This window comes from Delftia sp. DS1230 (genome assembly GCF_040112715.1).
GTDB classification, from domain to species: Bacteria; Pseudomonadota; Gammaproteobacteria; order Burkholderiales; family Burkholderiaceae_C; genus Comamonas; species Comamonas tsuruhatensis.
Map to the genome: position 1 here is coordinate 254853 of NZ_CP157763.1, position 26109 is coordinate 280961.

21 protein-coding genes and 1 riboswitch are annotated in these 26109 nt (G+C 67.6%); of the genes, 9 read left to right on the forward strand and 12 right to left on the reverse strand.

Going from position 1 to position 26109, the window contains the following annotated elements; genetic code table 11:
- Positions 1-13: 13 nt before the first annotated feature.
- Positions 14-3508: an ATP-binding protein gene (locus tag AAN986_RS01120; protein WP_047218550.1), complete on the reverse strand. Its 3495-nt coding sequence runs from the start codon at positions 3506-3508 to the stop codon at positions 14-16.
- 214 nt (positions 3509-3722) lie between these two features.
- Here AAN986_RS01120 and urtA point away from each other — a divergent pair, with 214 nt between their 5' ends.
- The 7 genes from urtA (at position 3723) to AAN986_RS01155 (ending at position 10427) form a co-directional block, all read left to right on the forward strand.
- Positions 3723-4988: an urea ABC transporter substrate-binding protein gene (urtA, locus tag AAN986_RS01125; RefSeq protein ID WP_012202159.1), complete on the forward strand. Its 1266-nt coding sequence runs from the start codon at positions 3723-3725 to the stop codon at positions 4986-4988.
- A gap of 110 nt (positions 4989-5098) precedes the next feature.
- Positions 5099-6013: an urea ABC transporter permease subunit UrtB gene (gene urtB, locus AAN986_RS01130; RefSeq protein WP_016450224.1), complete on the forward strand. Its 915-nt coding sequence runs from the start codon at positions 5099-5101 to the stop codon at positions 6011-6013.
- Between the two features lie 72 nt (positions 6014-6085).
- The gene (gene urtC / locus AAN986_RS01135) at positions 6086-7282 is read left to right on the forward strand and encodes an urea ABC transporter permease subunit UrtC (RefSeq protein WP_047218551.1); all 1197 of its coding nucleotides are present in this window, start codon (positions 6086-6088) and stop codon (positions 7280-7282) included.
- Positions 7283-7301: 19 nt separating this feature from the next.
- Positions 7302-8045, forward strand: coding sequence for an urea ABC transporter ATP-binding protein UrtD (gene urtD, locus AAN986_RS01140; RefSeq protein WP_016450222.1), 744 nt, complete (start codon positions 7302-7304; stop codon positions 8043-8045).
- 20 nt (positions 8046-8065) lie between these two features.
- The gene (gene urtE / locus AAN986_RS01145; RefSeq protein ID WP_016450221.1) at positions 8066-8755 is read left to right on the forward strand and encodes an urea ABC transporter ATP-binding subunit UrtE; all 690 of its coding nucleotides are present in this window, start codon (positions 8066-8068) and stop codon (positions 8753-8755) included.
- Positions 8756-8791: 36 nt separating this feature from the next.
- On the forward strand, positions 8792-10021 hold the full coding sequence (fmdA, locus tag AAN986_RS01150) for a formamidase (RefSeq protein ID WP_012202164.1): 1230 nt from the start codon (positions 8792-8794) through the stop codon (positions 10019-10021).
- 46 nt (positions 10022-10067) lie between these two features.
- Complete coding sequence (locus tag AAN986_RS01155; protein WP_016452169.1) at positions 10068-10427, forward strand: zinc ribbon domain-containing protein; 360 nt, start codon at positions 10068-10070, stop codon at positions 10425-10427.
- Between the two features lie 72 nt (positions 10428-10499).
- Here AAN986_RS01155 and AAN986_RS01160 read toward each other — a convergent pair whose 3' ends face one another.
- Genes AAN986_RS01160 through AAN986_RS01180 form a run of 5 tightly spaced genes read right to left on the reverse strand, consistent with a single transcriptional unit; the run spans position 10500 to position 14252 of the window.
- Positions 10500-11246, reverse strand: a complete 747-nt coding sequence (locus tag AAN986_RS01160) for an amino acid ABC transporter ATP-binding protein (protein ID WP_016448706.1) — start codon at positions 11244-11246, stop codon at positions 10500-10502.
- Positions 11233-11886 carry an amino acid ABC transporter permease gene (locus tag AAN986_RS01165; RefSeq protein WP_016448705.1) on the reverse strand — a complete coding sequence of 218 codons (654 nt, stop codon included), beginning with the start codon at positions 11884-11886 and terminating at the stop codon, positions 11233-11235. Before AAN986_RS01165 ends, AAN986_RS01160 begins: the two co-directional genes overlap by 14 nt.
- Entirely contained in the window at positions 11883-12611 is a 729-nt protein-coding gene (locus tag AAN986_RS01170) for an amino acid ABC transporter permease (protein ID WP_016448704.1), read from the reverse strand. The genes AAN986_RS01165 and AAN986_RS01170 overlap by 4 nt, the downstream gene beginning before the upstream one ends.
- A gap of 31 nt (positions 12612-12642) precedes the next feature.
- Positions 12643-13449 (reverse strand): transporter substrate-binding domain-containing protein, encoded by an 807-nt coding sequence (locus AAN986_RS01175; RefSeq protein ID WP_016452167.1) that lies wholly within the window; start codon positions 13447-13449, stop codon positions 12643-12645.
- Entirely contained in the window at positions 13446-14252 is an 807-nt protein-coding gene (locus tag AAN986_RS01180; RefSeq protein ID WP_047218552.1) for a FadR/GntR family transcriptional regulator, read from the reverse strand. The genes AAN986_RS01175 and AAN986_RS01180 overlap by 4 nt, the downstream gene beginning before the upstream one ends.
- Positions 14253-14529: 277 nt before the next feature.
- A riboswitch (S-adenosyl-L-homocysteine riboswitch) is annotated at positions 14530-14656 on the forward strand.
- A 27-nt stretch (positions 14657-14683) separates the two neighbouring features.
- Between AAN986_RS01180 and metH the strand changes: the two genes are divergently transcribed.
- A complete protein-coding gene (gene metH / locus AAN986_RS01185) occupies positions 14684-17440 on the forward strand; it encodes a methionine synthase (protein ID WP_206424535.1) in 2757 nt (918 codons plus the stop codon).
- A gap of 102 nt (positions 17441-17542) precedes the next feature.
- Here metH and AAN986_RS01190 read toward each other — a convergent pair whose 3' ends face one another.
- The 4 genes from AAN986_RS01190 to AAN986_RS01205 all read right to left on the reverse strand — a co-directional run bounded on the left by AAN986_RS01190 (position 17543) and on the right by AAN986_RS01205 (position 22699).
- Complete coding sequence (locus tag AAN986_RS01190) at positions 17543-18886, reverse strand: glycerophosphodiester phosphodiesterase family protein (RefSeq protein ID WP_047218553.1); 1344 nt, start codon at positions 18884-18886, stop codon at positions 17543-17545.
- Between the two features lie 171 nt (positions 18887-19057).
- Complete coding sequence (locus AAN986_RS01195; protein WP_016448699.1) at positions 19058-19744, reverse strand: GntR family transcriptional regulator; 687 nt, start codon at positions 19742-19744, stop codon at positions 19058-19060.
- Complete coding sequence (locus tag AAN986_RS01200; RefSeq protein ID WP_016448698.1) at positions 19741-21084, reverse strand: C4-dicarboxylate transporter DctA; 1344 nt, start codon at positions 21082-21084, stop codon at positions 19741-19743. The genes AAN986_RS01195 and AAN986_RS01200 overlap by 4 nt, the downstream gene beginning before the upstream one ends.
- Positions 21085-21385: 301 nt before the next feature.
- Positions 21386-22699 (reverse strand): MFS transporter, encoded by a 1314-nt coding sequence (locus tag AAN986_RS01205; RefSeq protein WP_016448697.1) that lies wholly within the window; start codon positions 22697-22699, stop codon positions 21386-21388.
- A gap of 164 nt (positions 22700-22863) precedes the next feature.
- Here AAN986_RS01205 and argE point away from each other — a divergent pair, with 164 nt between their 5' ends.
- Positions 22864-24027, forward strand: a complete 1164-nt coding sequence (gene argE / locus AAN986_RS01210) for an acetylornithine deacetylase (RefSeq protein WP_046984422.1) — start codon at positions 22864-22866, stop codon at positions 24025-24027.
- Positions 24028-24171: 144 nt separating this feature from the next.
- On the opposite strand, the gene AAN986_RS01215 is transcribed toward argE, so the two are convergent.
- Both AAN986_RS01215 and AAN986_RS01220 read right to left on the reverse strand, forming a co-directional pair.
- Positions 24172-25203 carry a cyclase family protein gene (locus tag AAN986_RS01215; protein ID WP_016448695.1) on the reverse strand — a complete coding sequence of 344 codons (1032 nt, stop codon included), beginning with the start codon at positions 25201-25203 and terminating at the stop codon, positions 24172-24174.
- Positions 25204-25296: 93 nt separating this feature from the next.
- Entirely contained in the window at positions 25297-26019 is a 723-nt protein-coding gene (locus AAN986_RS01220; RefSeq protein WP_016448694.1) for a DsbA family protein, read from the reverse strand.
- Positions 26020-26109: the final 90 nt, after the last annotated feature.

The window sequence follows — 26109 nt, forward strand, 5'->3', positions numbered from 1 at the left end:
CCCTCCTGGATGTTCATTCATCTGTCTCCTCCTGTTCCTGTTCGTCTTCTTCCCGGGGCTGCGGCAGCAGGCGCGCCAGCGCATCGAAGTCGAAGCGGTTCGCGCAGGCCTGCAGCGCATCGAGCAGCGCGGCATGCGCGGGCGCCTGCTGGCGCGCCTGGCGCAGGCGCTCGCGCAGGGCCGTGGCCTGGCCCGAGCGCGCCAGCCGGGCCAGGTCTTCGCGCAGGTCGGGCGGGAAGGGGGCGGCTGCCGGCGCCTGCGCTGCCTTTGCCTCTGCCTGCTCCGCGCGCGGCGCCGGCAGCAGCAACGGGCGGTTGTCATGCACCCATTCGATCCGCAGCACGCGCTCGAGCACCTGCAGCAGCTCGGACTCGATCACCGGCTTGGCGACAAAGCCCTGGCAATGCGCATCGGCCAGGCGCGGCGGGTCGTTGTCGAACAGGTTGGCCGAGACGAAGACCACGGGAAGCTGCTGCGCATCCCGGCGCGCGCGCAGCAGGGCGGCGGTCTGCCAGCCGTCCAGGTCGTCCATGCTGATGTCCAGCAGCACCAGGTCAGGCAGGCTTTGCTCCACGATCTCCAGGCACTCGCGGCCGCTGGCGGCCTCGCGGATCTCGAAGCCCAGCGGCAGCAGCAGGCCGGCCAGCAGCTGGCGCTGCAGCGGCTGGTCGTCCACCACCAGCAGGGTGCGCCGGGGCGGCAGATAGCCGATGACGGTGTGCAGCGTGGCGGCTGCGCCGGGGGGCACCCAGGACGCGTCGGGCGCCATCTCGGGCAGGTACAGGCGCACGGTGAAGCAGCTGCCCTCGCCGGGCGTGCTGCTCAGGGTGAGCTGCCCGCCCATCAGCTCGGTCAGCAGGTGGGTGATGGTCAGCCCCAGGCCCGTGCCCGCCTCGCTGACGCGCCGGCCCGCGCTGCCGCGCTCGAAGGGCACGAAGATACGCTCCATGTCCTGCGGTTCGATCCCGATGCCGGTATCGATGACCTCGATGCGCGAGACATGGGGCCGGAAATCCATGCGCAGCCGCACCTCGCCGTGCTGGGTGAAGCGCACGGCGTTGGACAGCAGGTTGATCAGGATCTGGCGCAGCCGCTTGGCGTCGGCCCGCACCCAGCGCGGCATGGTGCCCAGCGTCTCGACCGAGAACTGCAGCCCCCTGGCCTGGGCCTGGGGCCGCATCATGGCCTCGATGCCGTCGATCAGCGCGGGCAGGGGCAGGGGGGCGAGGTCCAGGCGCAGGCGGCCGGCCTCGATGCTGGCCAGCTCCAGCGATTCGTCGATCAGCGCGCGCAGGTGCTGGCCGCTGTGCTGCATGGTGGACAGGGTCTCGCGCACCCAGCCATCGACCTGCGGGCTCTTGAGCAGGATCTGCGTATAGCCCAGCAGGCTGTTGAGCGGCGAGCGCAGCTCGTGCGTCATGCCCGCCACATAGCGGGTCTTGGCCTGGCTGGCCTGCTCGGCATGGTCCTTGGCGGCCTGCAGCTCGGCATCGGTGCGCTTGTGGGCGGCGATCTCCTGCAGCAGCAGCTGGTTCTGGCGCTCGGACTCGTCCTGGGCCATGCGCCGGCTGTCCGTGCTCAGCACCACCCACCAGGCGGCCACGGCGCACAGCAGGGCCAGCAGCGCGAAGACCTTGAGGAAGGGGATGCGCAGCGCGCCGCCATCGACGCTGCCTGCCTGCAGGCTTTCCTGCATGTAGACCACGCCCACCATGAAGGCCGTCACCGCGCACAGCGACAGCATCACTACCAGGTACTGGCCCGCGCGGAAGTTCACCTTGGTGGCCCAGCGCGGCGGCAGCATGGCCGAGGCCAGCGCGCGCAGCTGCTCGCCCGCGCGCGAGCCGGTCTTGCAGCGGTCATGGCAGCGCGACTCCAGCGAGCAGCACAGCGAGCAGATGGGCGCGCCGTAGGCCGGGCAGCGCGCCATGTCCTCGGACTCGAACTGGTTCTGGCAGACGGCGCAGCGCACCGTCTCGCCGGGCTTCCACAGATTGCCTGCGGGCCGCGCCAGGTAGTAGCGCCCGCCCGTCAGCCAGGCCAGCAGCGGCGACAGCAGCATGGACAGCGCCAGCGCGATGAAGGGCGAGAACGCGGCCGCCGTCTCGCCCAGCAGGCCCGCATAGGCGCAGCAGGCCACGGCGGCGGCCAGCAGCATGGCGACGGGTCCCACGGGATTGAAGTCGTACAGATGGGCGCGGCGGAATTCGATGCCCGGCGGGCTCAGCCCCAGCGGCTTGTTGATGACCAGGTCGGCCACCAGCGCGCCCACCCAGGCGATGGCCACGTTGCTGTAGATGGTCAGTACCTTCTCCAGCGCGCCGAACACGCCCAGCGTCATCAGCAAGGTGGCGATGACCACGTTGAACACCATCCAGACCACGCGCCCCGGATGGCTGCGCGTGATGCGCGCGAAGAAGTTGGACCAGGCAAGCGACCCCGCGTAGGCATTGGTCACGTTGATCTTGACCTGCGAGATGACCACGAAGACCACGGTCACCGCCACGGCCAGCCCCGGCAGGCCCAGGGCCTGCAGCACCTGCTGGAAGCCTGCCAGGAACATCTGCGTGGGCTCGGCCGCGCGCGAGGCGTCCACCCCCTGCAGCTGCATGGCCGCGAAGGCGAGAAAGGCGCCGCCCGCCATCTTGAGCATGCCCATCACGGCCCAGCCCGGGCCGGCCACCAGCACCGCGCCCCACCAGCGCAGCCGGTTGGCCTGGGTGCGCGGCGGCAGAAAGCGCAGGAAGTCCACCTGCTCGCCGATCTGCACCACCAGCGCGAAGATCACGGCTGCCGCCGCGCCGAACATCAGCGGATCGAACTGGCTGCTGCCCGAGCGCAGGCCGGTGAGGCTGGCGAAGTCGCGGTACAGCTGCGGCTGGGCCAGCGCCATCCACACGAAGGGCAGCACCAGCAGGAACAGCCACAGCGGCTGCGTCCAGGCCTGCAGGCGCGAGATCAGCGTGATGCCGCGCATGGCCAGCGGCAGCACCACCAGGGCCGACAGCGCATAGCACCACTGCAGCGGCCAGTCCACCACCAGCTGCAGGGCCAGCGCCATGATGGCCGCCTCCAGCGCGAAGAAGATGAAGGTGAAGACGGCGTAGATCAGCGAGGTGATGGTCGAGCCCAGGTAGCCGAAGCCCGCGCCGCGCGTCAGCAGGTCCATGTCCAGCCCGTAGCGTGCGGCGCAGACGGCGATGGGCAGCCCCGTCAGGAAGATCACCAGCCCCACGGTGACGATGGCCCACATGGCGTTGGCGAAGCCGTAGTTCAGCGCAATGGCGCCGCCGATGGCCTCCAGCGCCAGGAAGGACAGCGAGCCGAAGGCCGTGTTGGCCACACGGAACTCGCTCCAGCGCCGGAAGCTGCGCGGCGTGTAGCGCAGCGCGTAGTCCTCCATGGTCTCGTCGGCCACCCAGGCGTTGTACTCGCGCCGGAACCGGAAGATGGTCTGCGGCGCGGCTGCGGTGCCGGTGGGGCTGTCGGGCGGGGGGGCGGAGTGCATTCCCAGGTCTAGCAAGAAACGTGCGGGGCCAATGCTGGCGCGGCTTGCAAGAGGGGTAGCCGGGGTGCGTACGCAGGTGGCTACGTCAATTGACGTATGGGCGGCGGCAAGGGTTCTTCCTAATCTTGGACCCAGCGCGGAAACAAGCCGTAACCGCAACGCCAGTTTTCAGCCACTTGCAGATCACCCAACCGATCCTTACAGGAGAGTCACCATGAGCCACCCCTCCGACCCCCGCACACCTGGTTCCCCCGGCACGGAAATGGGCCGCCGCCGCGTCCTGCAGGCGCTTGGCGCCGCCTCGGTGGCCGGGTTGCCGGCCTGGTCCTTCGCCCAGCCCACGGCCCAGGTCAACACCACCAAGCTGGCCGTGACCGACACCGAGGTCGTCGTGGGCCAGCTGCACTCGGCCACGGGCACCATGGCGATCTCCGAGACCGGCTCCATCCAGGCCGAGCAACTGGCCATCGACCAGATCAACGCCATGGGCGGCATCCTGGGCCGCAAGATCCGCGTGATCAAGGAAGACGGTGCCTCCGACTGGCCCACCTTCGCCGAGAAGTCCAAGAAACTGCTCATCAACGACCGCTGCGCCGCCGTCTTCGGATGCTGGACCAGCGCCTCGCGCAAGGCCGTGCTGCCCGTGTTCGAGAAGGAAAACGGCCTGCTGTACTACCCCACCTTCTACGAAGGCCTGGAGCAGTCCAAGAACGTGATCTACACGGGCCAGGAAGCCACGCAGCAGATCCTGTACAGCCTGGACTGGGCCAAGGCCGAGAAAAAGGCCAAGACCTTCTTCCTGATCGGCTCGGACTACATCTGGCCGCGCACCTCGATGAAGATCGCGCGCAAGCACATCGAGAACTTCCAGAAGGGCAAGGTCGTCGGCGAGGAGTACTACCCGCTGGGCAGCACCAACTTCGGCTCGCTGGTCAACAAGATCAAGCTGCAAAAGCCGGACTGCATCTTCGTGGCCGTGGTGGGCGGCTCCAACGTGGCCTTCTACAAGGCGCTCAAGGCCGCAGGCATCACGGGTGACAAGCAATTGCTGGTCACGCTGTCGGTGACCGAGGACGAGATGACCGGCGTGGGCGGCGAGAACTTCACGGGCTTCTACTCCTCGATGAAGTACTTCCAGACGCTGGACAACGAGAACAACAAGAAGTTCGTGGCCGCCTTCAAGGCCAAGTACGGCCCCAACGCCGTCATCGGCGACGTCACCCAGGCCGGCTACCTGGGCCCCTGGCTGTGGAAGGCCGCCGTGGAAAAGGCCAAGAGCTTCGACGTGGACAAGGTGGTGGCCGCATCGCCGGGGCTGGAACTCAAGACCGCGCCCGAAGGCTACGTGAAGGTGGACGCCAACCACCACCTGTGGAGCAAGTCGCGCATTGCCGTGGGGCAGCCGGACGGCACGTTCAAGGTGGTCTCGGAGTCGCCTGAACTCATCAAACCCGATCCCTTCCCCAAGGGTTACCAGTAAGCCCTGATCCGTTCAGGCAGGTGATGCGCGGCGGCCTGCGGCCTGGTGGGCGGGCTGCCGCGTGAATCGTTTCCCCCTCTCCCGATTGGCTTGCGCGCAGGAGCAGCACCATGAGTTTTTCCGACATGATGAACATCGGCCTGATGCAGGGCTTCGCGGGGCTGAGCCTGTTCGCCGTGCTGCTGCTGATGGGCCTGGGCCTGGCCATCATCTTTGGCCAGATGGGCGTGATCAACATGGCGCATGGCGAGTTCATGACCATTGGCGCCTACACCATCTACCTGGGCTCCACGCTCACGGCGCAGCACGCGCCCGAGTTCATGCCCTACTACTTCCCGCTGGCCATCGTGGCCGCCTTCCTGTTCGCCTTCGTGGCCGGCTGGCTGGTGGAATGGGGGCTGATCCGCCACCTCTACAAGCGGCCGCTGGACACGCTGCTGGCCACCTGGGGCGTGAGCCTGGCGCTGCAGCAGTGCTTTCGCACCTTCATCGGCCCCAAGGAAGTCAGCCCCACCCTGCCTGACTGGCTGATGGGCTCGTGGGCGCCGGCCGAGGGGCTGGACATTCCCATCAACGGCCTGTTCGTGCTGGCGCTGACCATGGCCGTCACAGCCGGCGTGCTGATCGCGCTGCACAAGAGCCGCTGGGGCCTGCGCGTGCGCGCCACGGTCAGCAACCGCGTGATGGCCAACGCCATCGGCATCGACACCAAGAAGACCGACCGCCTGACCTTTGCCATCGGCTGCGGCATCGCGGGCGTGGCGGGCGCGGCCTTCACCACCATCGGCTCCACCGGCCCCACCTCGGGCTCGCTGTACATCGTGGACGCCTTCCTGGTGGTCACCTTCGGCGGCGCGGCCAGCCTGCTGGGCACCGTGGTCTCGGCCTTCGGCATTGCGCAGACGCAGTCCATCACCGAGTTCTTCCTCGCGGGCTCCATGGCCAAGGTGATCACGCTGTCGCTGATCGTCTTCATCCTGATGCTGCGTCCCCAGGGCCTGTTCGCCTCCAAGGTGCGGCGCTGATCCCGGCGCCGGCCCTGTCCACGAATTCCCCCGCGTTCCCCCGATTTCCCCTGAGTTCACCGGAGTCATTCCATGCAAGCCCTCAAAGCCTGGATACAGCGCTACCAGCTCGCCAGCCTGGTGCTGCTCACCGTCCTGCTGGCGGTGGTGCTGCCCCTGGCGCTGGACATCTTCCGCCTCAACCTGGTCGGCAAGTACCTGACCTATGCCTTCGTCGCCATCGGCCTGGTCATGGTCTGGGGCTATGGCGGCGTGCTCAGCCTGGGCCAGGGCGTGTTCTTCGGCCTGGGCGGCTACGCCATGGCCATGTTCCTGAAGCTGGAGGCGTCCGACCCCATCAGCACCAAGATCCAGTCCACGCCCGGCATCCCCGACTTCATGGACTGGAACCAGCTGACCGAGCTGCCCTCGTTCTGGCTGCCCTTCAAGAGCCTGCCGTTCTCGCTGGCCGCCGTCATCGCCGTGCCCACGCTGCTGGCCTGGCTCATCAGCTTCGCCATGTTCAAGCGCCGCGTGGGCGGGGTGTACTTCGCCATCATCACGCAGGCCGTGGCGCTGATCGTCACCGTGCTCATCATCGGCCAGCAGGGCTACACGGGCGGCGTCAACGGCATGACCGACCTCAAGACCCTGTGGGGCTGGGACACGCGCACGGACAGCGCCAAGTACATCCTCTACTACGTCTGCGTGGCCCTGCTGATCGGCGCCATCGTGCTGTGCCGCTGGATTCAGACGGGCAAGGTGGGCACCCTGCTGCTGGCCATGCGCGACAAGGAAGACCGCGTGCGCTTTTCCGGCTACGACGTGGCCAATTTCAAGGTCTTCGTGTTCTGCCTGGCCGCTGCGCTGTCGGGCGTGGGCGGCGCGCTGTTCACGCTGCAGGTGGGCTTCATGTCGCCCAGCTTCGTGGGCATCGTGCCCTCCATCGAGATGGTCATCTACGCCGCCGTGGGCGGGCGCATGAGCCTGGTGGGCGCCGTGTACGGCACGCTGCTGGTCAACGCGGGCAAGACCTATTTCTCGGAGAGCTTCCCGGACCTGTGGCTGTTCCTCATGGCGGGCCTGTTCATCGGCGTGACCATGGCCTTCCCGATGGGGCTGGCCGGCCTGTGGGAAAGCCGCATCGTTCCCTGGTGGAACAGCCGCCGCAAGGGCGCGGCACCGGCCGCAGCGCCTGCCGCAGCGCAGGTAGGCCAGGCAGCACCTGCCCCGGCCGCCACCAAGCCCACGTCCGCCCTGTCCGAAGGCATGGGCCGCCAGGGCGCCTGAACCACAGCGGGAGCACACCATGAGCAATACCGACTTCACGCTGGCCGTGGAAGACCTGACGGTCTCCTTCGACGGCTTCAAGGCCATCGACGCGCTGAACCTGTACATCGACAGGAACGAGCTGCGCGTCATCATCGGCCCCAACGGCGCGGGCAAGACCACGCTGCTGGACCTGATCTGCGGCAAGACCCGCGCCACGGCCGGCAGCATCAAGTTCAAGAACGAGGAACTCACGCGCATGGCCGAGCACAAGCGCGTGCGCCTGGGGATCGGGCGCAAGTTCCAGACGCCGTCCATCTACGAGAACCTGTCGGTCTTCCAGAACCTGGAGGTCTCCTACCCCGAAGGCCGCTCGGTCTTCGGCGCGCTGGCCTTCAAGTGCACGGAGGCGGTGCGCGATCGCGTGCAGGCCGTGGCCGCCGACATCGGCCTGGACGAGCGCCTGGACACCGAGGCCGGCCTGCTCAGCCACGGCCAGAAGCAGTGGCTGGAGATCGGCATGCTGCTCATGCAGGAGCCCGAGCTGCTGATGCTGGACGAGCCCATCGCCGGCATGAGCGCCCGCGAGCGCGAACTGACGGCCGAGCTGCTGCAGCGCATCTGCAAGAACCGCTCCGTCATCGTCATCGAGCACGACATGGAGTTCGTGGCGCGCATCGCGCACAAGGTCACCGTCATGCACCAGGGAAAGATCCTCGCCGAGGGTCCCATGGACAAGGTGCAGGCCGACCCCAAGGTCATCGACGTCTACCTCGGCCACTGAGGCACGCACAAGGAATTCACATGCTGCAAGTCAAGGATCTGTACGTGGCCTATGGCCAGAGCGAGGCGCTGCACGGCATCAGCTTCGAGGGCCGCGAGAACGAAACCGTGGCCATCATGGGCCGCAACGGCATGGGCAAGACCACGCTGTTCAAAAGCCTGATGGGCGTCATGCCCGCCAAGAGCGGCCAGATCACCGTGGCCGGCCAGGACGTCACGAAGGACGAGAGCTTCCGGCGCGTGGCCAAGGGCATTGCCTACGTGCCCCAGGGCCGCATGATCTTCCCCACGCTGACCGTGGAGGAGAACATACAGACGGGCCTGGAGAACGCGAAGTCGCGCCAGGTGCCCGACGACATCTACGCCCTGTTCCCCGTGCTCTGGGACATGCGCCGGCGCAAGGGCGGCAACCTCTCGGGCGGGCAGCAGCAGCAGCTGGCCATTGCGCGCGCCCTGGTCACCGACCCCAAGGTGCTGCTGCTGGACGAGCCCACCGAGGGCATACAGCCTTCCATCATCAAGGACATCGCCAAGGCGCTCAACGAGATCCGCAAGCTGCGCCGCATCACCATCGTGGTCAGCGAGCAGGTGCTTTCCTTCGCCATGGATGTGGCCGACCGGCTGTTCGTCATCGAGGGCGGGCGCCTGGTCCATGAGACGGCCAGAGCAGATACCGACGAGCAGCGCATCAAGTCCTACCTCTCCGTCTGATCCGTTTTTTCCCACTGCCATCGCAAGGAGCACACCATGGCCGAAACCCTGATCAAGGTCGATCTCAACCAGTCCCCCTACGACAACCCGCAGGTGCACAACCGCTGGCATCCCGACATCCCCATGGCGGTCTGGGTGGAGCCGGGCGCGGAGTTCAAGCTGGAGACCTATGACTGGACCGGCGGCGCCATCAAGAACGACGACAGCGCCGAAGACGTGCGCGACGTGGACCTGTCCACCGTCCACTTCCTGTCCGGCCCCGTGGGCGTCAAGGGCGCCGAGCCCGGCGACCTGCTGGTGGTGGACCTGCTGGACATCGGCGCGCGCGACGACAGCCTCTGGGGCTTCAACGGCTTTTTCTCCAAGCAAAACGGCGGCGGCTTCCTGGACGAGCATTTCCCGCTGGCCCAGAAGTCCATCTGGGACTTCCACGGCATGTTCACCAAGAGCCGCCACATCCCCGGCGTCAACTTCGCAGGCCTCATCCACCCGGGACTGATCGGCTGCCTGCCCGACCCCAAGATGCTGGCCAGCTGGAATGAGCGCGAGACCGGCCTCATCGCCACCGACCCCGACCGCATCCCCGGCCTGGCCAACCCGCCCAACGCCACCACCGCCCACATGGGCCAGATGCAGGGCGAGGCGCGCGACAAGGCCGCCGCCGAAGGCGCGCGCACCGTGCCGCCGCGCGAGCATGGCGGCAACTGCGACATCAAGGACCTCTCGCGCGGCTCGCGCGTGTTCTTCCCCGTCTACGTGGACGGCGCGGGCCTGAGCGTGGGCGACCTGCACTTCAGCCAGGGCGATGGCGAAATCACCTTCTGCGGCGCCATCGAGATGGCCGGATGGGTGCACATGAAGGTTTCGCTGATCAAGGGCGGCATGGCCAAGTACGGCATCAAGAACCCCATCTTCAAGCCCAGCCCCATGACGCCCAACTACAAGGACTACCTGATCTTCGAAGGCATCTCGGTGGACGAAAAGGGCAAGCAGCACTACCTGGACGTGACCGTGGCCTACCGCCAGGCCTGCCTGAACGCCATCGAGTACCTGAAGAAATTCGGCTACAGCGGTGCCCAGGCCTACTCGCTGCTGGGCACGGCGCCCGTGCAGGGCCACATCAGCGGCGTGGTGGACGTGCCCAATGCCTGCGCCACGCTGTGGCTGCCCACGGAGATCTTCGACTTCGACATCAATCCCACGGCCGAGGGACCACAGAAGATCATCACGGGCGGGGTGGACCTGCCCATCGCCCAGGACAAGTAAGCCCGGCATACGACACCCGCCATCCACCATCCGCCAGAGGCCGCCCATGCCCACCTATGACTACCACTGCGCCGCATGCGGCGGCTTCGACGCGCTGCGCAGCCTCTCGCAGCGCAACGAGCCCGCGCCCTGCCCCATCTGCGAGGCGGCCTCGCCCCGCGTCTTCGTCAGCGCGCCGCGCCTGGCCTGCACCAGCCCCGAGCAGCGCCGCGCCCACGACACCAACGAGCGCGCCCGGCACGAGCCCAGGCGCTCACGCGATGTGGCCGAGGGCAGCTACGCGCGCATGCGCCACCCTTCGGGCTGCGGCTGCTGCAGCGGCGCCAGCAAGCGCGGCTCCACGGTCACGGCGCCCAACGGCGCCAAGACCTTCCCGACCAAGCGGCCCTGGATGATCAGCCACTGACCGCGGCCCCTGCGCCGCACCGATGCAAAAAAGGCCCGCGACGCGGGCCTTTGTCCTGCCTGGCCGTACCGCTCAGTGCACGGCGCCGATGAAGCCGGCCAGCTCCGGCGTCTGCGGGCTGGCGAACAGCTGCTTGGCCGGGCCGCTTTCGTGGATCAGGCCCTGGTGCATGAACACCAGCTGGTCGCCCACGTCGCGGGCAAAGCGCATCTCGTGCGTGACCATGATCAGCGTCATGCCCTCGGCGGCGAGCTGCTTGACCACGGCCAGCACCTCGTTGACCAGCTCCGGGTCCAGGGCCGAGGTGATCTCGTCGCACAGCAGCACCTTGGGCTGCATGGCCAGCGCGCGTGCGATGGCCACGCGCTGCTGCTGGCCGCCGCTGAGCTGGTCGGGGTAGCTGTCGTACTTGTCGCCCAGGCCGACCTTGGCCAGCATCTGGCGCGCCAGCGCCGCCGCCTCGGGCTTTTTCACGCCCTTGACCACGGTGGGCGACAGGGCCACGTTCTCGCCCGCCGTCAGGTGGGGGAACAGGTTGAACTGCTGGAACACCATGCCCACGTTCAGGCGCAGCGCGCGCAGCTGGGCGGGCGAGGGCGCGCTGCCCTCCGAGCCCTTGAGCACGGCGTCGTCCACCACGATCTGGCCGGACTGGATGGCCTCCAGCCCGTTGATGGAGCGCAGCAGCGTGCTCTTGCCCGAGCCGCTGCGGCCGATGATGGCGACCACCTGGCCGCTGTCCACGCTCAGGTCCACGCCCTTGAGCACATGGTTGTTGCCGTAATGCTTGTGAACGGCGCGCACATCAACGAGCGGCATAGAGTTTCTTCTCCAGATGGGATGCGTAGAGGGACAGGGGCCAGCACAGCAGGAAGTAGCCTGCGGCGACCAGGCCGTAGATGAGGAAGGGCTGGAAGGTGGCGTTGGCCAGCATGGAGCCGAGCTTGGTCAGCTCGCTGAAGCCGATGATCGAGGCCACGGCCGTGCCCTTGATGATCTGCACCGAGAAGCCGACCGTGGGCGCTATCGACAGGCGCAGCGCCTGCGGCAGCACCACATGGCGCATCTGCTGCAGGTAGCCCATGGCCAGGCTGGACGAGGCTTCCCACTGGCCGCGGGGGATAGCCTCCACGCAGCCGCGCCAGACCTCGGCCAGGTAGGCGCTGGTGTACAGCGTCAGGCCGATGGCGGCCGCCGTCCAGGGCGAGATGTCCAGGCCGGCCATGGACGAGCCGAAGAACACGATGAACATCTGCATCAGCAGCGGCGTGTTCTGGAAGGCCTGGATATAGGCCTTGGCCAGGCGGCGCAGGTTCAGGCTGCGGCCCACGCGGGCGAACAGCACCAGCAATCCGGTGGCGCCGCCCAGCACGAAGGCCAGCAGCGACAGCGCCAGCGTGGCCAGCAGGCCCTCGGCCAGCTTGGCCAGGATGGGCAGCAGGGGAATGTCGGCAATCATGCGGCGTCTCCGGCAGTGGTTGCAGGTGCAGCAGGTGCAGCGGGCCTGGCTGCACGCGGCGTGCGGCGGCCCACCACGAAGCGCTGGCCTATCCAGGCCAGCAACTGGCGCAGTGCCAGGGCCAGCACGAAGTACGCCGCCGTCACCACCAGGTAGGTCTCGAACGCGCGGAAGTTGCGCGACTGGATGAAGTTGGCCGCAAACGTCAGGTCCTGGGCGGCGATCTGCGAGACCACCGAGGTGCCCAGCATCACGATCACGATCTGGCTGCTCAGCGAGGGCCAGACCCGCTGCAGCGCAGGGCGCAGCACCACATGGCGGAAGACCGCCCAGCGGCCCATGCCCAGCGCGCCAGCGGCTTCCAGCTGGCCGCGCGGCGTCTCCTGGATGCCGGCGCGCACGATCTCGGTGATGTAGGCGCCCAGGTTGATCACCGTGGTCAGCAGGCAGGCCTGCCATTCGTTGATCTGCACACCCAGCGAAGGCAGGCCGAAGAACACGAACATCAGCTGCACCAGGAAGGGCGTGTTGCGTATGCCCTCCACGTACACCTTGAACAGCCAGTGCAGCGGCGCAATGCGCCAGGCGCGGCTGACGCCGCCGGCCACGCCGATGGCGCCGCCCAGCACGGCGCCCGCCGCCGTCAGCGCCAGCGTGAAGCCCGCGCCCTGTGCCAGCAGGCCGCTGTAGTCGAACACGGCGCCGAAGTCGAATTGATAGGCCATGGAAGGATTTCCGGGAGCAGGGGCGCAGCGGTTACAGGGTGGCGGGCAGCGGCATCTTCATCCAGCGCTGGGACAGGCTGGTCAGGCGGCCGTCGGCCTTGAGCTTGGTGATGATGGCGTCCACCTTCTGCAGCAGCGCCGGCTCGCCCTTGGCCACGCCGATGTAGCAGGGCGTGTCCTCGACCGCGAACTTCACGTCCAGCTGGCGCAGCCTGGTGCGCTCGTTGACGGCGTTGGCCACGATGTTGCCCAGCGTCACCAGCTGCACCTGGCCCGTCAGGTAGCTTTGCGCGGTGGCGTTGTTGTCCTCGTAGCGCTTGATGGTGGCCGAGGCCGGCGCCACCTGCGTGAGGGCCAGGTCCTCGGTGGAGCCGCGCGTCACGCCCACGGTCTTGCCGGCCAGGTCGGCAGGGGCCTTGATGCTCATGTCCTTGGGGCCGTAGACGCTCTTGGGGAAGGGCGCATAGGCCTGGGTGAAGTCGATCACCTTGGCGCGCTCGGCGTTCTTGCCCAGGCTGGAGATGACGATGTCGGCCTTGCCCGTGGTCAGGAAGGGGATGCGGTTGGTGCTGGTCACGGGCACCAGCTCCACCTTCACGCCCAGCTCCTGGGCCACCAGGGCCGCCATGTCGATGTCATAGCCCTGCAGCTTCAGGTCGGTGCCCAGCGAGCCGAAGGGCGGGAAGTCCTGCGGAATCGCCACGCGCAGCACGCCGGCCTTCTGGATGTTGGCCAGCATGTCGGCATGAGCGGCGCCGCCCAGGCCGGCAGCGGCCAGGGTGGCGGCCGCCAGGGCGGTGCGGATGAATGCGCGGCGGGGTGTCAGGGGGGAAGTCATGCGAAAGCTCCTTCGGAAGGTGGGATGAGGCGAAAGGAAAGCGGGTCAGGGTCGGGCGCAGATGTATCGGGCGCAGATGTATCGGGCGCTGTTGCGTCGGGCGCCGCCGCGTCGTCCGGTGTGTCGAGATCGATGCCGCTGCGCCTGGCAGCCGACAGCAGGTGGGCGCGCATGGCGCCCGCAGCGCCCGGCGCATCGCCTGCGCAGACGGCCTGCACGATGGCGTCGTGCTCGCGCACCGGCTGGTCGTCGGCGCCGCTCCAGGCAAAGGGCAGGCGCAGGCTGTGGCTGATGGCCAGCTCCAGCTGGCGCGCCATGGCCACCAGGCCCGGGTTGCCCGACAGCTGGGCCAGCAGCAGGTGGAACTGCAGATCGGCGTCGGCGGCGGCCAGCAGGTCGCTGCGGTCCAGGGCGTGGGCCAGCTGGGACTGGGTCCATTGCAGCTGGCGCAGGCCGCTGTCGTCGGCGCGCACGGCCGCCAGCGCGGCCCAGCCGGGCTCCAGCACCAGGCGCAGCTCGATCAGCTGGCGCGGCGACAGCGTGCCCAGCGCCGGGGTGGCATAGGCGCGGTGCATGCGTGCACGGCCGCTGTGCGGGCCGTTGATGCGCACGCCCTTGCCCGGCTGGATCTCGACCAGGCCCAGGGCCTCCAGCATGGACAGCGCCTCGCGCAGCGAAGCGCGGCTGATGCCCAGCTGCCGGGCCAGCTCGCGCTGCGGCGGCAGCTGGCTGCCGCCGGGGTAGTGGCCGCTCAGGATGTGCTGCTGCAGCGTCTGGGCCATCGAGATCGGAATGCTTTGCATGGGCTGGCGCGGGTGGAGGGTTTTGGCCTGACTGGTCAGACCACGTACCCAGCAGATAGCGAATTGCGTGCCAGATGCAAAAAAAGGAGCGTTGTCCTCAGGCGCTGCAAAGAATCCGGGGCGATGGGGCATAGACAATCCGTCCCGAAGGCGCCGCCAGCGGCCCGCGCTGCCGCGCTTTGGTGCAGTGCCGCATGGCTTTGTGCAGGCCTGCCCCGAATGCGGGCGTAAAACCCGCACTGCAGGCCGCCGCCAGCCGCCGTAGAATCCCGGGCTTTGGCCCGAGGAGCGTTGCAGCGCGGCACCCGCCCATCCGTACACCGGATCGCGTGCCGCGTCAGGCTTGGGCCAGGTGCAGGTTCCCGGCCGGACCGCGCCCACGGTGCCAACGACGCTCACCTGTTGCCATGCCGTTTTTGCAGGTGAGCTTGATGTCGTCCTCTTTCACTCCCCCTCCCATGAAGCTGTCCGGCCTGGAGCCGGTGACCATCGGCGAGGGCACGCTGTTCGTCAACGTGGGCGAGCGCACCAACGTCACGGGTTCCAAGGCCTTTGCGCGCATGATCCTCAACGAGCAGTACGAGGAAGCGCTGTCCGTGGCGCGCCAGCAGGTGGAAAACGGCGCCCAGGTCATCGACGTGAACATGGACGAGGCCATGCTGGACAGCAAGGCCGCCATGGTGCGCTTCCTGAACCTCATCGCCTCCGAGCCCGACATCGCCAAGGTGCCGGTCATGGTGGACAGCTCCAAGTGGGAGGTCATCGAGGCCGGCCTGCGCTGCCTGCAGGGCAAGGGCATCGTCAACTCCATCTCCATGAAGGAAGGCCTGGATGAATTCAAGCGCCAGGCCCGGCTGATCAAGCGCTACGGCGCGGCCGCCGTGGTCATGGCCTTCGACGAGAAGGGCCAGGCCGACACCTACCAGCGCAAGATCGAGATCTGCGAGCGCGCCTACCGCATCCTGGTGGACGAGGTGGGCTTCCCGCCCGAGGACATCGTCTTCGACCCCAACATCTTCGCCGTGGCCACCGGCATCGAGGAACACGACAACTACGCCGTGGACTTCATCGAGGCCGTGCGCTGGATCAAGCAGAACCTGCCCGGCGCCAAGGTCTCGGGCGGCGTCTCCAACGTGAGCTTCAGCTTCCGCGGCAACGATCCCGTGCGCGAGGCCATCCACACCGTGTTCCTCTACCACGCCATCTCGGCGGGCATGGACATGGGCATCGTCAACGCCGGCATGGTCGGCGTCTATGACGACCTGGAGCCCGAGCTGCGCGAGCGCGTGGAAGACGTGGTGCTCAACCGCCGCCCTGACGCTGCGGAACGCCTGCTGGAGATTGCCGACGCCGCCAAGGGCGCCGCCAAGGACGACAGCAAGAAGCTCGAATGGCGCGGCACGCCCGAGAACCCGAAGACCGTGGGCGAGCGCCTGTCGCACGCCCTGGTGCACGGCATCACCGACTTCATCGTCGTCGACACCGAAGAGGCCTACCAGCAGATCGTGGTGCAGGGCGGCGGCCGCCCGCTGCACGTGATCGAAGGCCCGCTCATGGACGGCATGAACATCGTGGGCGACCTGTTCGGCGCCGGCAAGATGTTCCTGCCCCAGGTGGTCAAGTCGGCGCGCGTGATGAAGCAGGCCGTGGCCCACCTCGTGCCCTACATCGAAGAGGAAAAGCGCCAGCAGGAAGCGGCGGGCCTGGACGTGTCCAGCAAGGGCAAGATCGTCATCGCCACCGTCAAGGGCGACGTGCACGACATCGGCAAGAACATCGTCACCGTGGTCCTGCAGTGCAACAACTTCGAGGTCATCAACATGGGCGTGATGGTGCCCTGCCACGAGATCCTGGCCAAGGCCAAGGCCGAGGGCGCGGACATCATCGGCCTGTCGGGCCTGATCACGCCCAGCCTCGAAGAGATGCAATACGTCGCCGGCGAGATGCACAAGGACGACTACTTCCGCATCAAGAAGATTCCGCTGCTGATTGGCGGCGCCACCTGCTCGCGCGTGCACACCGCCGTCAAGATCGCGCCCAAGTACGAAGGCCCCGTGGTCTACGTGCCCGATGCCTCGCGCAGCGTCAGCGTGGCCCAGAGCCTGCTGGGCGAGAACAAGGGCAACTACCTGGCCGAGATCCAGGCCGACTACGACAAGGTCCGCACCCAGCACGCCAACAAGAAGAAGACGCCGCTGTGGCCGCTGGACAAGGCCCGCGCCAACGCCACGCCCGTGGACTTTTCCCAGGCCCCCGTGGCGCCGCGCGCCCTGGGCCGGCGCGTGTTCCGCAACTTCGACCTGGCCGAGATCGCCGAATACATCGACTGGGGCCCGTTCTTCCAGACCTGGGACCTGGCCGGCCCCTATCCGGCCATCCTCGACGACGAGATCGTGGGCGTGCAGGCCCGCCAGGTGCTGGCCGACGGCCAGGCCATGCTCAGGAAGATCATCGAAGGCCGCTGGCTGCAGGCCAACGGCGCCATCGGCCTGTTCCCTGCCAACCGCGTGGGCGATGACATCGAGTTCTACGCCGACGAGTCCCGCAGCCAGGTGCTGATGACCTGGTACGGCATGCGCCAGCAGACCGAAAAGCAGATGGTGGAAGGCCCGGATGGCCAGCCCGTGATGCGCCCCAGCCGCTGCCTGTCCGACTTCGTGGCCACCAAGGAATCGGGCATCCAGGACTACGCGGGCCTGTTCGCCGTCACGGCCGGCATCGGCGCCGAGAAGAAGGACAAGGAGTTCCAGGACGCGCTGGACGACTACTCCGGCATCATGTTCAAGGCCCTGGCCGACCGCCTGGCCGAGGCCTTCGCCGAATGCCTGCACCAGCGCGTGCGCAAGGACCTGTGGGGCTATGCGCCCGACGAGGACCTCAGCAACGAAGCGCTGATCAAGGAACAGTACAAGGGCGTGCGCCCCGCGCCCGGCTACCCGGCCTGCCCCGACCACAGCGCCAAGACCGACCTGTTCGCCGTGCTCAAGGCCGACGAGATCGGCATGACGCTGACCGAAAGCCTGGCCATGAACCCGGCCTCCAGCGTCAGCGGCTTCTACATCGGCCACCCCGACTCCGTCTACTTCAACGTCGGCGAGATCGGCGAGGACCAACTGGCCGACATGGCCGCGCGCCGGGGCATGGACATCGAGGAACTGCGCCGGTTGCTGGCGCCGAATCTGGGGTGAGAACGTTTGTCCGCGCGGACTGGTGCCGCGCGTTGCAAGTAAAAAGCCAGGGCATGCCCTGGCTTTTTTATGGACGCTGCCGCAGCGGCATTCAGCGCTCGATCAGAGCCCGATTTCCTTGTTGTACGCCTTGCGCGCCGTCACGGCCGTGTCCGTGAAGTCGGTGAACACGCCGTCGATGCCCAGGCGGTAGTAGGCCAGGTATTCCTGCACGGGGTCGCCCTTGTACAGGCCGGCCAGGCGGCCCGGCTCGTTGCGGAAGGTGAAGCTGTGCACGATCAGGCCGGCCTTGTGGGCGTCGCGGATCAGGCCCGTGTCCTTGACGGTGTTCACGTCCTTGAGGCCGGCGCCGTCCTTGTAGGGCACGACGGAGTGGCCCAGGACCTGGGGCTTCCAGGGGCCGATGCCGTCGGCATAGGTCTTGATCTCGGCCAGGCCTGCGGGCGTGAGCATGGTGGCGAAGGTGCGCGCGTCGCCGGCCAGGGTCCAGCTGTAGGGGCGGCCGCTGATGAAGGTCCACTCATCGTTGGTGATGTAGACCATGGAGCCGTCGCGCAGATTGAAGTCGTTGCCGTCGATCAGCTGCACGCCCTTGGCCTTCATGCCGGCCTGGCGCAGGTACTTGAGGCTGGCCGGGTCGAAGCTCTGGATGTAGATGGGCGAATCCTTGGCGTTGAGCTTGTTCTGGTCCAGCAGCTTGATCACCGCGTCTTCAAACGGGCGCGAGCCGGGCGCGCCGCAGCCGTTGGCGATCGCCTGCTGGTTGTTCCAGTACGGGTTCTTGGTCTCGGCGTAGACGGGGATGGTGCGGCCCAGGGCCTTGCCCTTGGCGGCGGCGATGTCCAGCACGTCCTGGGCGCTGATCAGGGGCAGCTTGCCGTTCCACTCGGTGGGGCGCTCGCTGCGGTTGTCCAGGATGGTGCCGGTCAGCCAGCTGCGCAGCTCCTGCATCGTGAAGTCGCTGATGGACCAGTCGTTGCGGTGGTCCTCGCCATCGACCACCAGGGCCTTGAGCACGGACTTGGGATCGTTGGCATCGAGCTGGTCGCTCAGGTATTGCGAGGGGCCGTTGGCAGGCACGGCGGGGTACTTCACGTTGACCAGCACGCCGGCCGCAGTGCGCTGGCGGCGCGCCACTTCGGCATTGGTCTTGGCCACGTCGGCCACGTTGGTGCTGTCGCTGAGCCAGGCGTTGTGGCGGGCGACCAGCTGGCAGTCCTTCGTCAGGTGCATGTCGAGTTCGAGCATGTCCGCGCCCGCGTCGGCGGCGGCCTCGTAGGCCATGCGCGTCTGCTCCGGGAACTTGCCCGAGAAGCCGCGGTGGGCGATCACCTGGGGCTGCTTTCCGTCGAGCGTGAGGTAGAACGAGCCGCCGTCGCCGCCGCAGGCCGTGAGGACTGCAGCCGCGCACAGGGACGCGAGCAGGGGAGTGCGGGAAAAGGACATAGGACGTTGGGTCATATCCGAAGCAGTGGTGGGTTGATGAACGGCGCGCAATGCGCCAGCTCAGCAGCGTATGCAGTCAGCCGTGTCGGCACCATGACAGTGCGCCCCGTAGGGCCCGGATTGGCGTTTTAGCGACGGTCGGTGGAAATTTGCCGACCCACCGACACAGGGTTATCCCCCGAACAGGGGCGCCAGCGTGGCACGCAGGCGGTCGCCGGCGTCGGGCGCCTCGCTCGGGCGGATCTCCAGCGAACGCTCCACCGTGCCGATGTGCTCCAGCAGCAGGGCCTTGGCGCCCTCGGTATCGCCGCGCTCCAGCGCCTCGACGATGCGTTCGTGCTCGGCGCAGGACTGGCTGGCGCTGTGCGTGGACTGGAACAAGGTGGCCGCCAGCGTGGTGCGGGCCGTGAGGTCGCGCAGGGTGAGCGCCAGCAGGCGGTGGCCCATCTGCTCGGCCAGGCAGACGTGGAAGTCGGCCAGCAGGAAGGCGCGCGTGGCGGCGTCGGCGCCCGCAATGGCCTCCTGCTCCTGGGCGATGTGGCGGCGCAGCTGGCCGATCACGCTTTGCAGGGGGCGCCCGGCCTCGCCCAGGATGCCGGTCTCGATGATGCGGCGCGCCGCGAAGGCGTCCTGCGCCTCCTCGGCCGAGGGCTGGACCACGTACCAGCCGCGCCGGGGCTGCACCTGCACGAAGCCGCGCGCCTGCAGCTGCATCAGCGCCTCGCGCACCATGGTGCGGCTGACCTCGAAGTTGTCGGCCAGCTCCTGCTCCCCCAGCCGTTCACCGGGCGCCAGTTTCTGGGCCAGGATGGCTTCGACGACGCGCTCGGCGATGTGCTGGGGGCTTACAGGTGTCATTGCGTTGCAGGGTGGGCAGGGGTCACGGTTGCGGGGACGGCGGCGGCGCCGGAGGGCTCGGCGTCGGGCCCCTGATTGTCGGCCAGGCCGTTGAGCACGGCATGGGCGCGCTCGCGGTCGATGTCACCTTCCCAGGCCGCGATGGCCACGGTGGCCACGCAGTTGCCGATCAGGTTGCCCAGCGCGCGGGCAATGCCCATGAACCAGTCCACCGACAGCACCAGCACCAGGCCGATGGCGGGGATGGCCGGAATCGCATGCAGCGTGGCCGCCAGCACCACGATGGCCGAGCCCGGCACGCCGTGGGCGCCCTTGGAGGTCACCAGCGCAATCGCCAGGATGGTCAGCAGGTCGGCCATGCCGATGGGCGTGTTCGTGGCCTGGGCGATGAACACGGCCGCCAGCGTGATGTAGATGGAGAAGGCGTCCAGGTTGAACGAGTAGCCCGTGGGAATCACCAGGCCCACGGTGGAGTCGCGCACGCCCAGGTTGCGCAGCTTGGCCATGATCTGGGGCAGCACGCTGTCCGAGGAGGTGGTGGCGAAGACCACCATCAGCTCCTCGCGCAGGTAGCGCAGCAGCTTGATCAGGCTGAAGCCCGAAAAGCGCATCACCAGGCCCAGCACCACGAAGACGAAGAAGATCACGGCCACGTAGAACAGCAGCACCAGCATGCCCAGCTGCTTGAGCGAGCCTATGCCGTACTGGCCCACGGTGAAGGCGATGGCGCCCAGCACGCCCAGCGGCGCCAGCTTGATGAGGATGCCCATGATCTTGAACAGCACGTTCGACAGCGTGTCGATCAGCGCATGCACGGGCGCGCCGCGCTCGCCCAGCATGGTCAGTGCGCAGCCGAACAGCACGGCGAACAGCAGCACCTGCAGCACGTCGCCCGTGGCAAAGGCCTGCACCACGGTGGTGGGGATGAGCTTCATCAGGAAGTCCACCGTGCCGCCGCTGGTCAGCTTGTCGGCGTTGCTGGCATAGGCGCTCATGGCCGAGGCGTCGAGCTTGCTCGGGTCCACGTTCATGCCCGCGCCGGGCTGGAACACGAAGGCCAGCACCAGGCCCAGCACCAGGGCGATGGTGGTCAGCACCTCGAAGTAGATCAGCGACTTGACGCCGACCCGGCCCACGCGCTTGAGGTCGCCCGCGCCCGCGATGCCGTGCACCACCACGCAGAACACCAGCACGGGAATGATCATCTTGATGAGCTTGATGAAGCCATCGCCCAGGGGCTTGAGTTTCACGGCCCATTCAGGGGCCAATATTCCGGCGAGCACACCCAGGATGAGTGCGATCACCACCTGTCCGAACAGTGATCTGGCAAAGCGGCGCATAGTCGTCTTTCGCAAGTTGTGGAATCTTGTATGCAAGTGGCTCTGCAACTTGCATGCAAGAATGTAGACAAGCGAAACGCGTGCCAGCAGAGGGTATTCCCTGCGGATTTGCGGCACTCCAGAGAAGTTCAGCCCTGACTTTTTCTGCATGAAATCGGCAGATGCGGGCGGGCCTCCCCGCCGTGGTGCAGGGCGGGGGCCGGCATGCCCGCGCATGGTGCGCGCGGCGTGCGGCAAGGCTGTGCAGGCCCCGTGCCGGGGCATGCGCGAGGGCGGCGCAGGGCGCGCCGCCCGGGGGGGATCAGCGCAGGTTGCGCTCCATCGCGCGGTCCTTGATGAAGAAGGCCGCCAGCAGGCCCAGCGTCACGCCGAACATCACATAGAAGGCCGGCGCCATGGGCGAGCCCGTGGAGCGGATCAGCCAGGTCACGATGAACTGCGCGAAGCCGCCGAAGATCATCACCGCCACGTTGTAGGCCATGGACATGCCGGCCGAACGCACCTGGGGCGGGAACAGCTCGGCCATCACCGTGCTGAACACGCCGAAGAACACGGCCACGAACACGCAGACCACCAACTGGGTGATCAGCAGCTTCTGCACCGTGGGGCCGTCGGTCAGCCAGGCATACAGCGGGTAGAGCACCACCAGGTAGCCGATCAGCGAGCCGATGGTCAGCATGCGGCGGCCCACGCGGTCCGACAGGGCGCCGAAGAACGGCATGATCACCACCATCAGCGCGGCGCCGGCCATCTGCACCATGAAGGCATCGCGCATGGGCAGCTTCAGCGTCACCGTGGCATAGGTCACCAGATAGGTGAAGGTGATGTAGATGGACACCGTGGCCGTGACCACCAGGCCCATGCCCACCAGCGTCTCGCGCGCATGCGTGCGCAGCATCTCCATGATGCCGATCTGGCGCGCCTTGCCGCTGGCCTGCGCGGCCTGCATTTCCTTGAAGACCTCGGGCTCCTCCACATGGCGGCGGATGTACAGCGCCACGGGAACGATCAGCAGGCCCACGGCGAAGGGCACGCGCCAGGCCCAGGCCATCAGTTCCTCCTCGGTGAAGATCTCGGTGATCAGCGTGCCCGTGGCCGCGCCGATCAGCAGGGCCAGCATCTGGCCGGCCATCTGCCAGGAACCATAGAAGCCGCGCTTGCCGGGCGGTGCCAGCTCGATCAGCAGTGCCGTGGACGTGCCGAACTCGCCGCCGGCCGCAAAGCCCTGCAGCAGCCGTGCCAGCACGATGAACAGCGGCGCCAGGATGCCCACCGCCGCATACGTGGGCGCCAGCGTGATCAGCGCGATGGCCACGGCCATCAGGCCGGTCACCATCACCATGGCCGCCTTGCGGCCCTTGCGGTCCCCGTACAGGCCCAGCAGGATGCCGCCCACGGGCCGCATGAAAAAGCCCACGCCGAACACGGCCGTGGTCATCAGGATGCGGTTGATGTTGTCGTCCGGATTGTCGGGATTGCTGGGGAAGAACAGCTTGGCGACGATGGGTGTCATGAAGGCGAACACCAGGAAGTCATACCACTCCAGCGCGTTGCCGATGACGGCAGCCACGATGTTGCGGGTCGAGACGGTTTGCTTGGTCAAAGCAGGGTCCATTTCCGAAAAGGGATTGAAAAGACGGCAGTCACGCCCGGGGCATGGGGCGGCGTGCCTGCCCGGGCCGCAACCCGGGCGTACACTGCTTCGCCATATGCAATGCCTATGCCATGGCCTGCGTCGTCCACGAAGGGCGGCGCAGGCCATGGCGCAGATGGAACCACATGACTACCTGGAAAAACACCCGCGACTGGCTGGAAACACTGGTCGCATTCGACACCACCAGCCGCAACTCCAACCTGGCGCTGATCGAGTGTGTACGCGATGAGTTGGCCACGCTGGGCGTGAGTGCCCGATTGTTCCACTCTCCGGACGGCGCCAAGGCCAATCTCTTCGCCACTTTGCCGGCCAGCAATGGCGAAACGCAGGGTGGCATCGTGCTGTCCGGCCATACCGACGTGGTGCCGGTCGATGGCCAGCAGTGGAGCACCAACCCCTTTGCGCTCACCGAAAAGGGCGGGCGCCTCTATGGTCGCGGCAGCTGCGACATGAAGGGCTTCATCGCCGCCTCGCTGGCGCTGGTGCCTGAATTCCTGGCCACGCAGCGCGCCAGGCCCGTGCACCTGGCCTTCTCGTACGACGAGGAAATCGGCTGCGCGGGCGCGCCCGTGATGATCAACCAGCTCAAGGCCGAGGGCGCGCGCTTCGACGGCTGCGTGGTCGGCGAGCCCACCAGCATGCAGGTCGTGGTGGCGCACAAGGGCATCAACCTCTACCGCTGCCGCGTGCACGGCAAGGCCGCGCATTCGTCGCTCACGCCGCGCGGCAGCAATGCCATCGAATACGCGGCGCGGCTGATCTGTCGCATCCGGGACATCGCCGACCACTTCAAGGCGCACGGCCCCTACGACGAATTCTTCGACGTGCCCTTCACCACCATGACCACCAACCAGATCCAGGGCGGCATCGCGGTCAACACCATCCCCGAGCTGTGCGAATTCGCCTATGAATTCCGCAACCTGCCCGGCATGTCGGTGGACGGCATCCAGGCCCAGGTCGAGTCCTATGTGCGCGACGAACTGCTGCCGCGCATGCGCGCCGAGTTCGCCGACGCGCGCATCGAGATCGAGACCGGCGCCAGCGCGCCCGCGCTGGAAGCCTCGGAAGAAGCCGCCATCACCCAGCTGGTGCGCGCGCTGACCGCCGACCAGGAAAAGCGCAAGGTGGCCTACGGCACCGAGGCCGGCCTGTTCCACAACGCCGGCATTCCCACCGTGGTCTGCGGCCCCGGCTCCATCGAGCAGGCGCACAAGCCCGACGAGTTCGTCGAGCTGGCCCAGCTCGACGCCTGCGAGCGCTTCCTCAGCAAAATGGGCACGAGTCTGTGATCACCCCCTGAGTCGCTTCGCGCCTTCCCCCTCTCTTCGGAGGGGGACGACACCCTTGCTGCGGGGCGGCCCTTGCTCGGTGTCCCTCGCCTTGGGGGCGCGGGAGTTTCGAGGTCAAGCTCAAGAAATCTCGTCTTGCCCCGCTCAGCGCACCGGAATGGCGATGGGCCGCAGCGGCGCGGCGTCGCCGCCGCGGATCTTGAGCGGGCCGCCGATGAAGGCGAACTCGTAGACCTTGTCGCGCGACAGGTCGTCCAGCGCCACCAGCTCCATGATGGGCACGCCCTTTTGCGCCAGCAGGTAGCTGTGCAGCGGTACGTAGTCGTCGTCCACCTCGGACGGGAACGTCTCCAGGCTCAGGTTGTCGGCGCCCACGATCATGGCGCCGCCTTCCTCCACCAGGAAGCGCGCGGCATCCAGGCCCAGGCCCGGCGGCTTGGCCATGTAGGCCTGGGGCTGGCCGTACAGCTTCATGCGGCCCGTGCGCACCAGCACGATGTCGCCCTCCTGCAGCGTCACCTTCTGGCGTGCCAGCGCATCCTTGAGGTCCTGGCGCGTGATGCGGTACTGGTCGGGCAGCATCTCCAGGCCCTTGGCGGCCGCCACGTCGATCAGCACGCCGCGCGCCACCAGCGGCGGGAATTTCTCTATGCCCGTGCGCTGCCAGCCCCGGTCGCCCAGGTGCTGGTCTGCGCTGAAGCCGTTCCAGATCCTGCCGCGGATGCCGAAGTGGTTGAGCGCATCGATGTGCGTGCCCGTGTGGCTGTACATGGAAAACGCCGTGCCCGTGTAGCTGCGCGTGGCGTTCATGTCCTTGCCCACGTTCATCGGGTCGTCCACCACGGTGCCGCGCGGCGTGTGCGTCATCCAGAACTGGTAGTGCGGATCGCCCGCGTCCTGCCAGCTGGGCATGCCCACGTAGTACTCGGTGGCCAGGTCATAGACCTGCCCGCCCGTGATGCGCTGCAGGATGGCCGCGCGCGAGGCCGGCGTGATCAGGTTCAGGCGGCCGATCTCGTCGGCCGGCCCCCAGGGGCTGGTGCCCACGTCCTGGCGTGCGCCGGCCGGGGGCTCGTGGCCGCCATGGGCCTGGGCCGCGGTGCCCGCGAAGGCGGCGGCCAGGGCGATCACGAGAGAGGGCAGCGCCATGCGGCGAGCGAAGCGTTGGAGAGTCATGCAAGAGTCCTTGGTCTGCTGAAAGAGGGCGCGCATGCCGCGCGCAAGGGAAGGCGGAAAAACGCCGATGAAAAAAAGCAAAGACGGGGGCGCTCAGGCCGCCAGGAAGTGCAGCCGTTCGCGCAGCGCAGCCAGCGACTGGGTCTGCAGCGGCGGCAGGCCCGGCGCGATCAGCGTGGGAATGGAGCGCAGGCCCATGCGCTGTGCCAGAGCGCGGTCCTGGCGCACCTGCTCCAGCGCCTGGGCGCCTTCCATGCAGCCTGCGAAGGCGTTGCGCTCGAAGCCCGTGCGCGTGGCGATGTCCAGCAGTACTTCGGCGTCGCCGATGTTGCGGTGCTCGCTCATGTGGGCGTGCTGGATGGCGTCGAACAGATCCCAGTGCGCGTCATCGCCGCCCAGGATCTGGGCCGCCTGGCAGGCCAGTGCGCCGGCCATGCCGCTGGGGTACTCGAAGGCCTCGCGGCGCATGCCCTCGATGTCGATGCGGTCCTCGTCGTCATGCTGCGCGCAGGCCTGCCAGTGCTCCAGGATGACCTGCTTGGCGCGCTCCATGGAGCCGAAGGCCGCCACCATCTCGGCGCGCGAGGCCTGCAGCACGAAGCTGCGGTGGCGCACGCGCAGGCCCAGCTCGCGCGCCACCTGGCGCAGGCGTGGCGACATCACGTAGCACCAGCCGCAGACCACGTCATGGAAGAAGTCGATGGCGGGGGCGACCGCAGGCGCCGCTGCGGGCGCCGCCTGCAGGGCCTGCTGCGGCGAGGCGGCCGCCGCATCCTGCGCGGGCAGGGCGCAGGAAAAATCATTGCATTGCGTCATGCTTGTGTCCTTCATGGCTGTGATGGACGGCAAGCGTAGGCCGCAAGCCCGGCGCGAAAAAGGGGCGCGCGCTTGAGGAACTCTTAACGC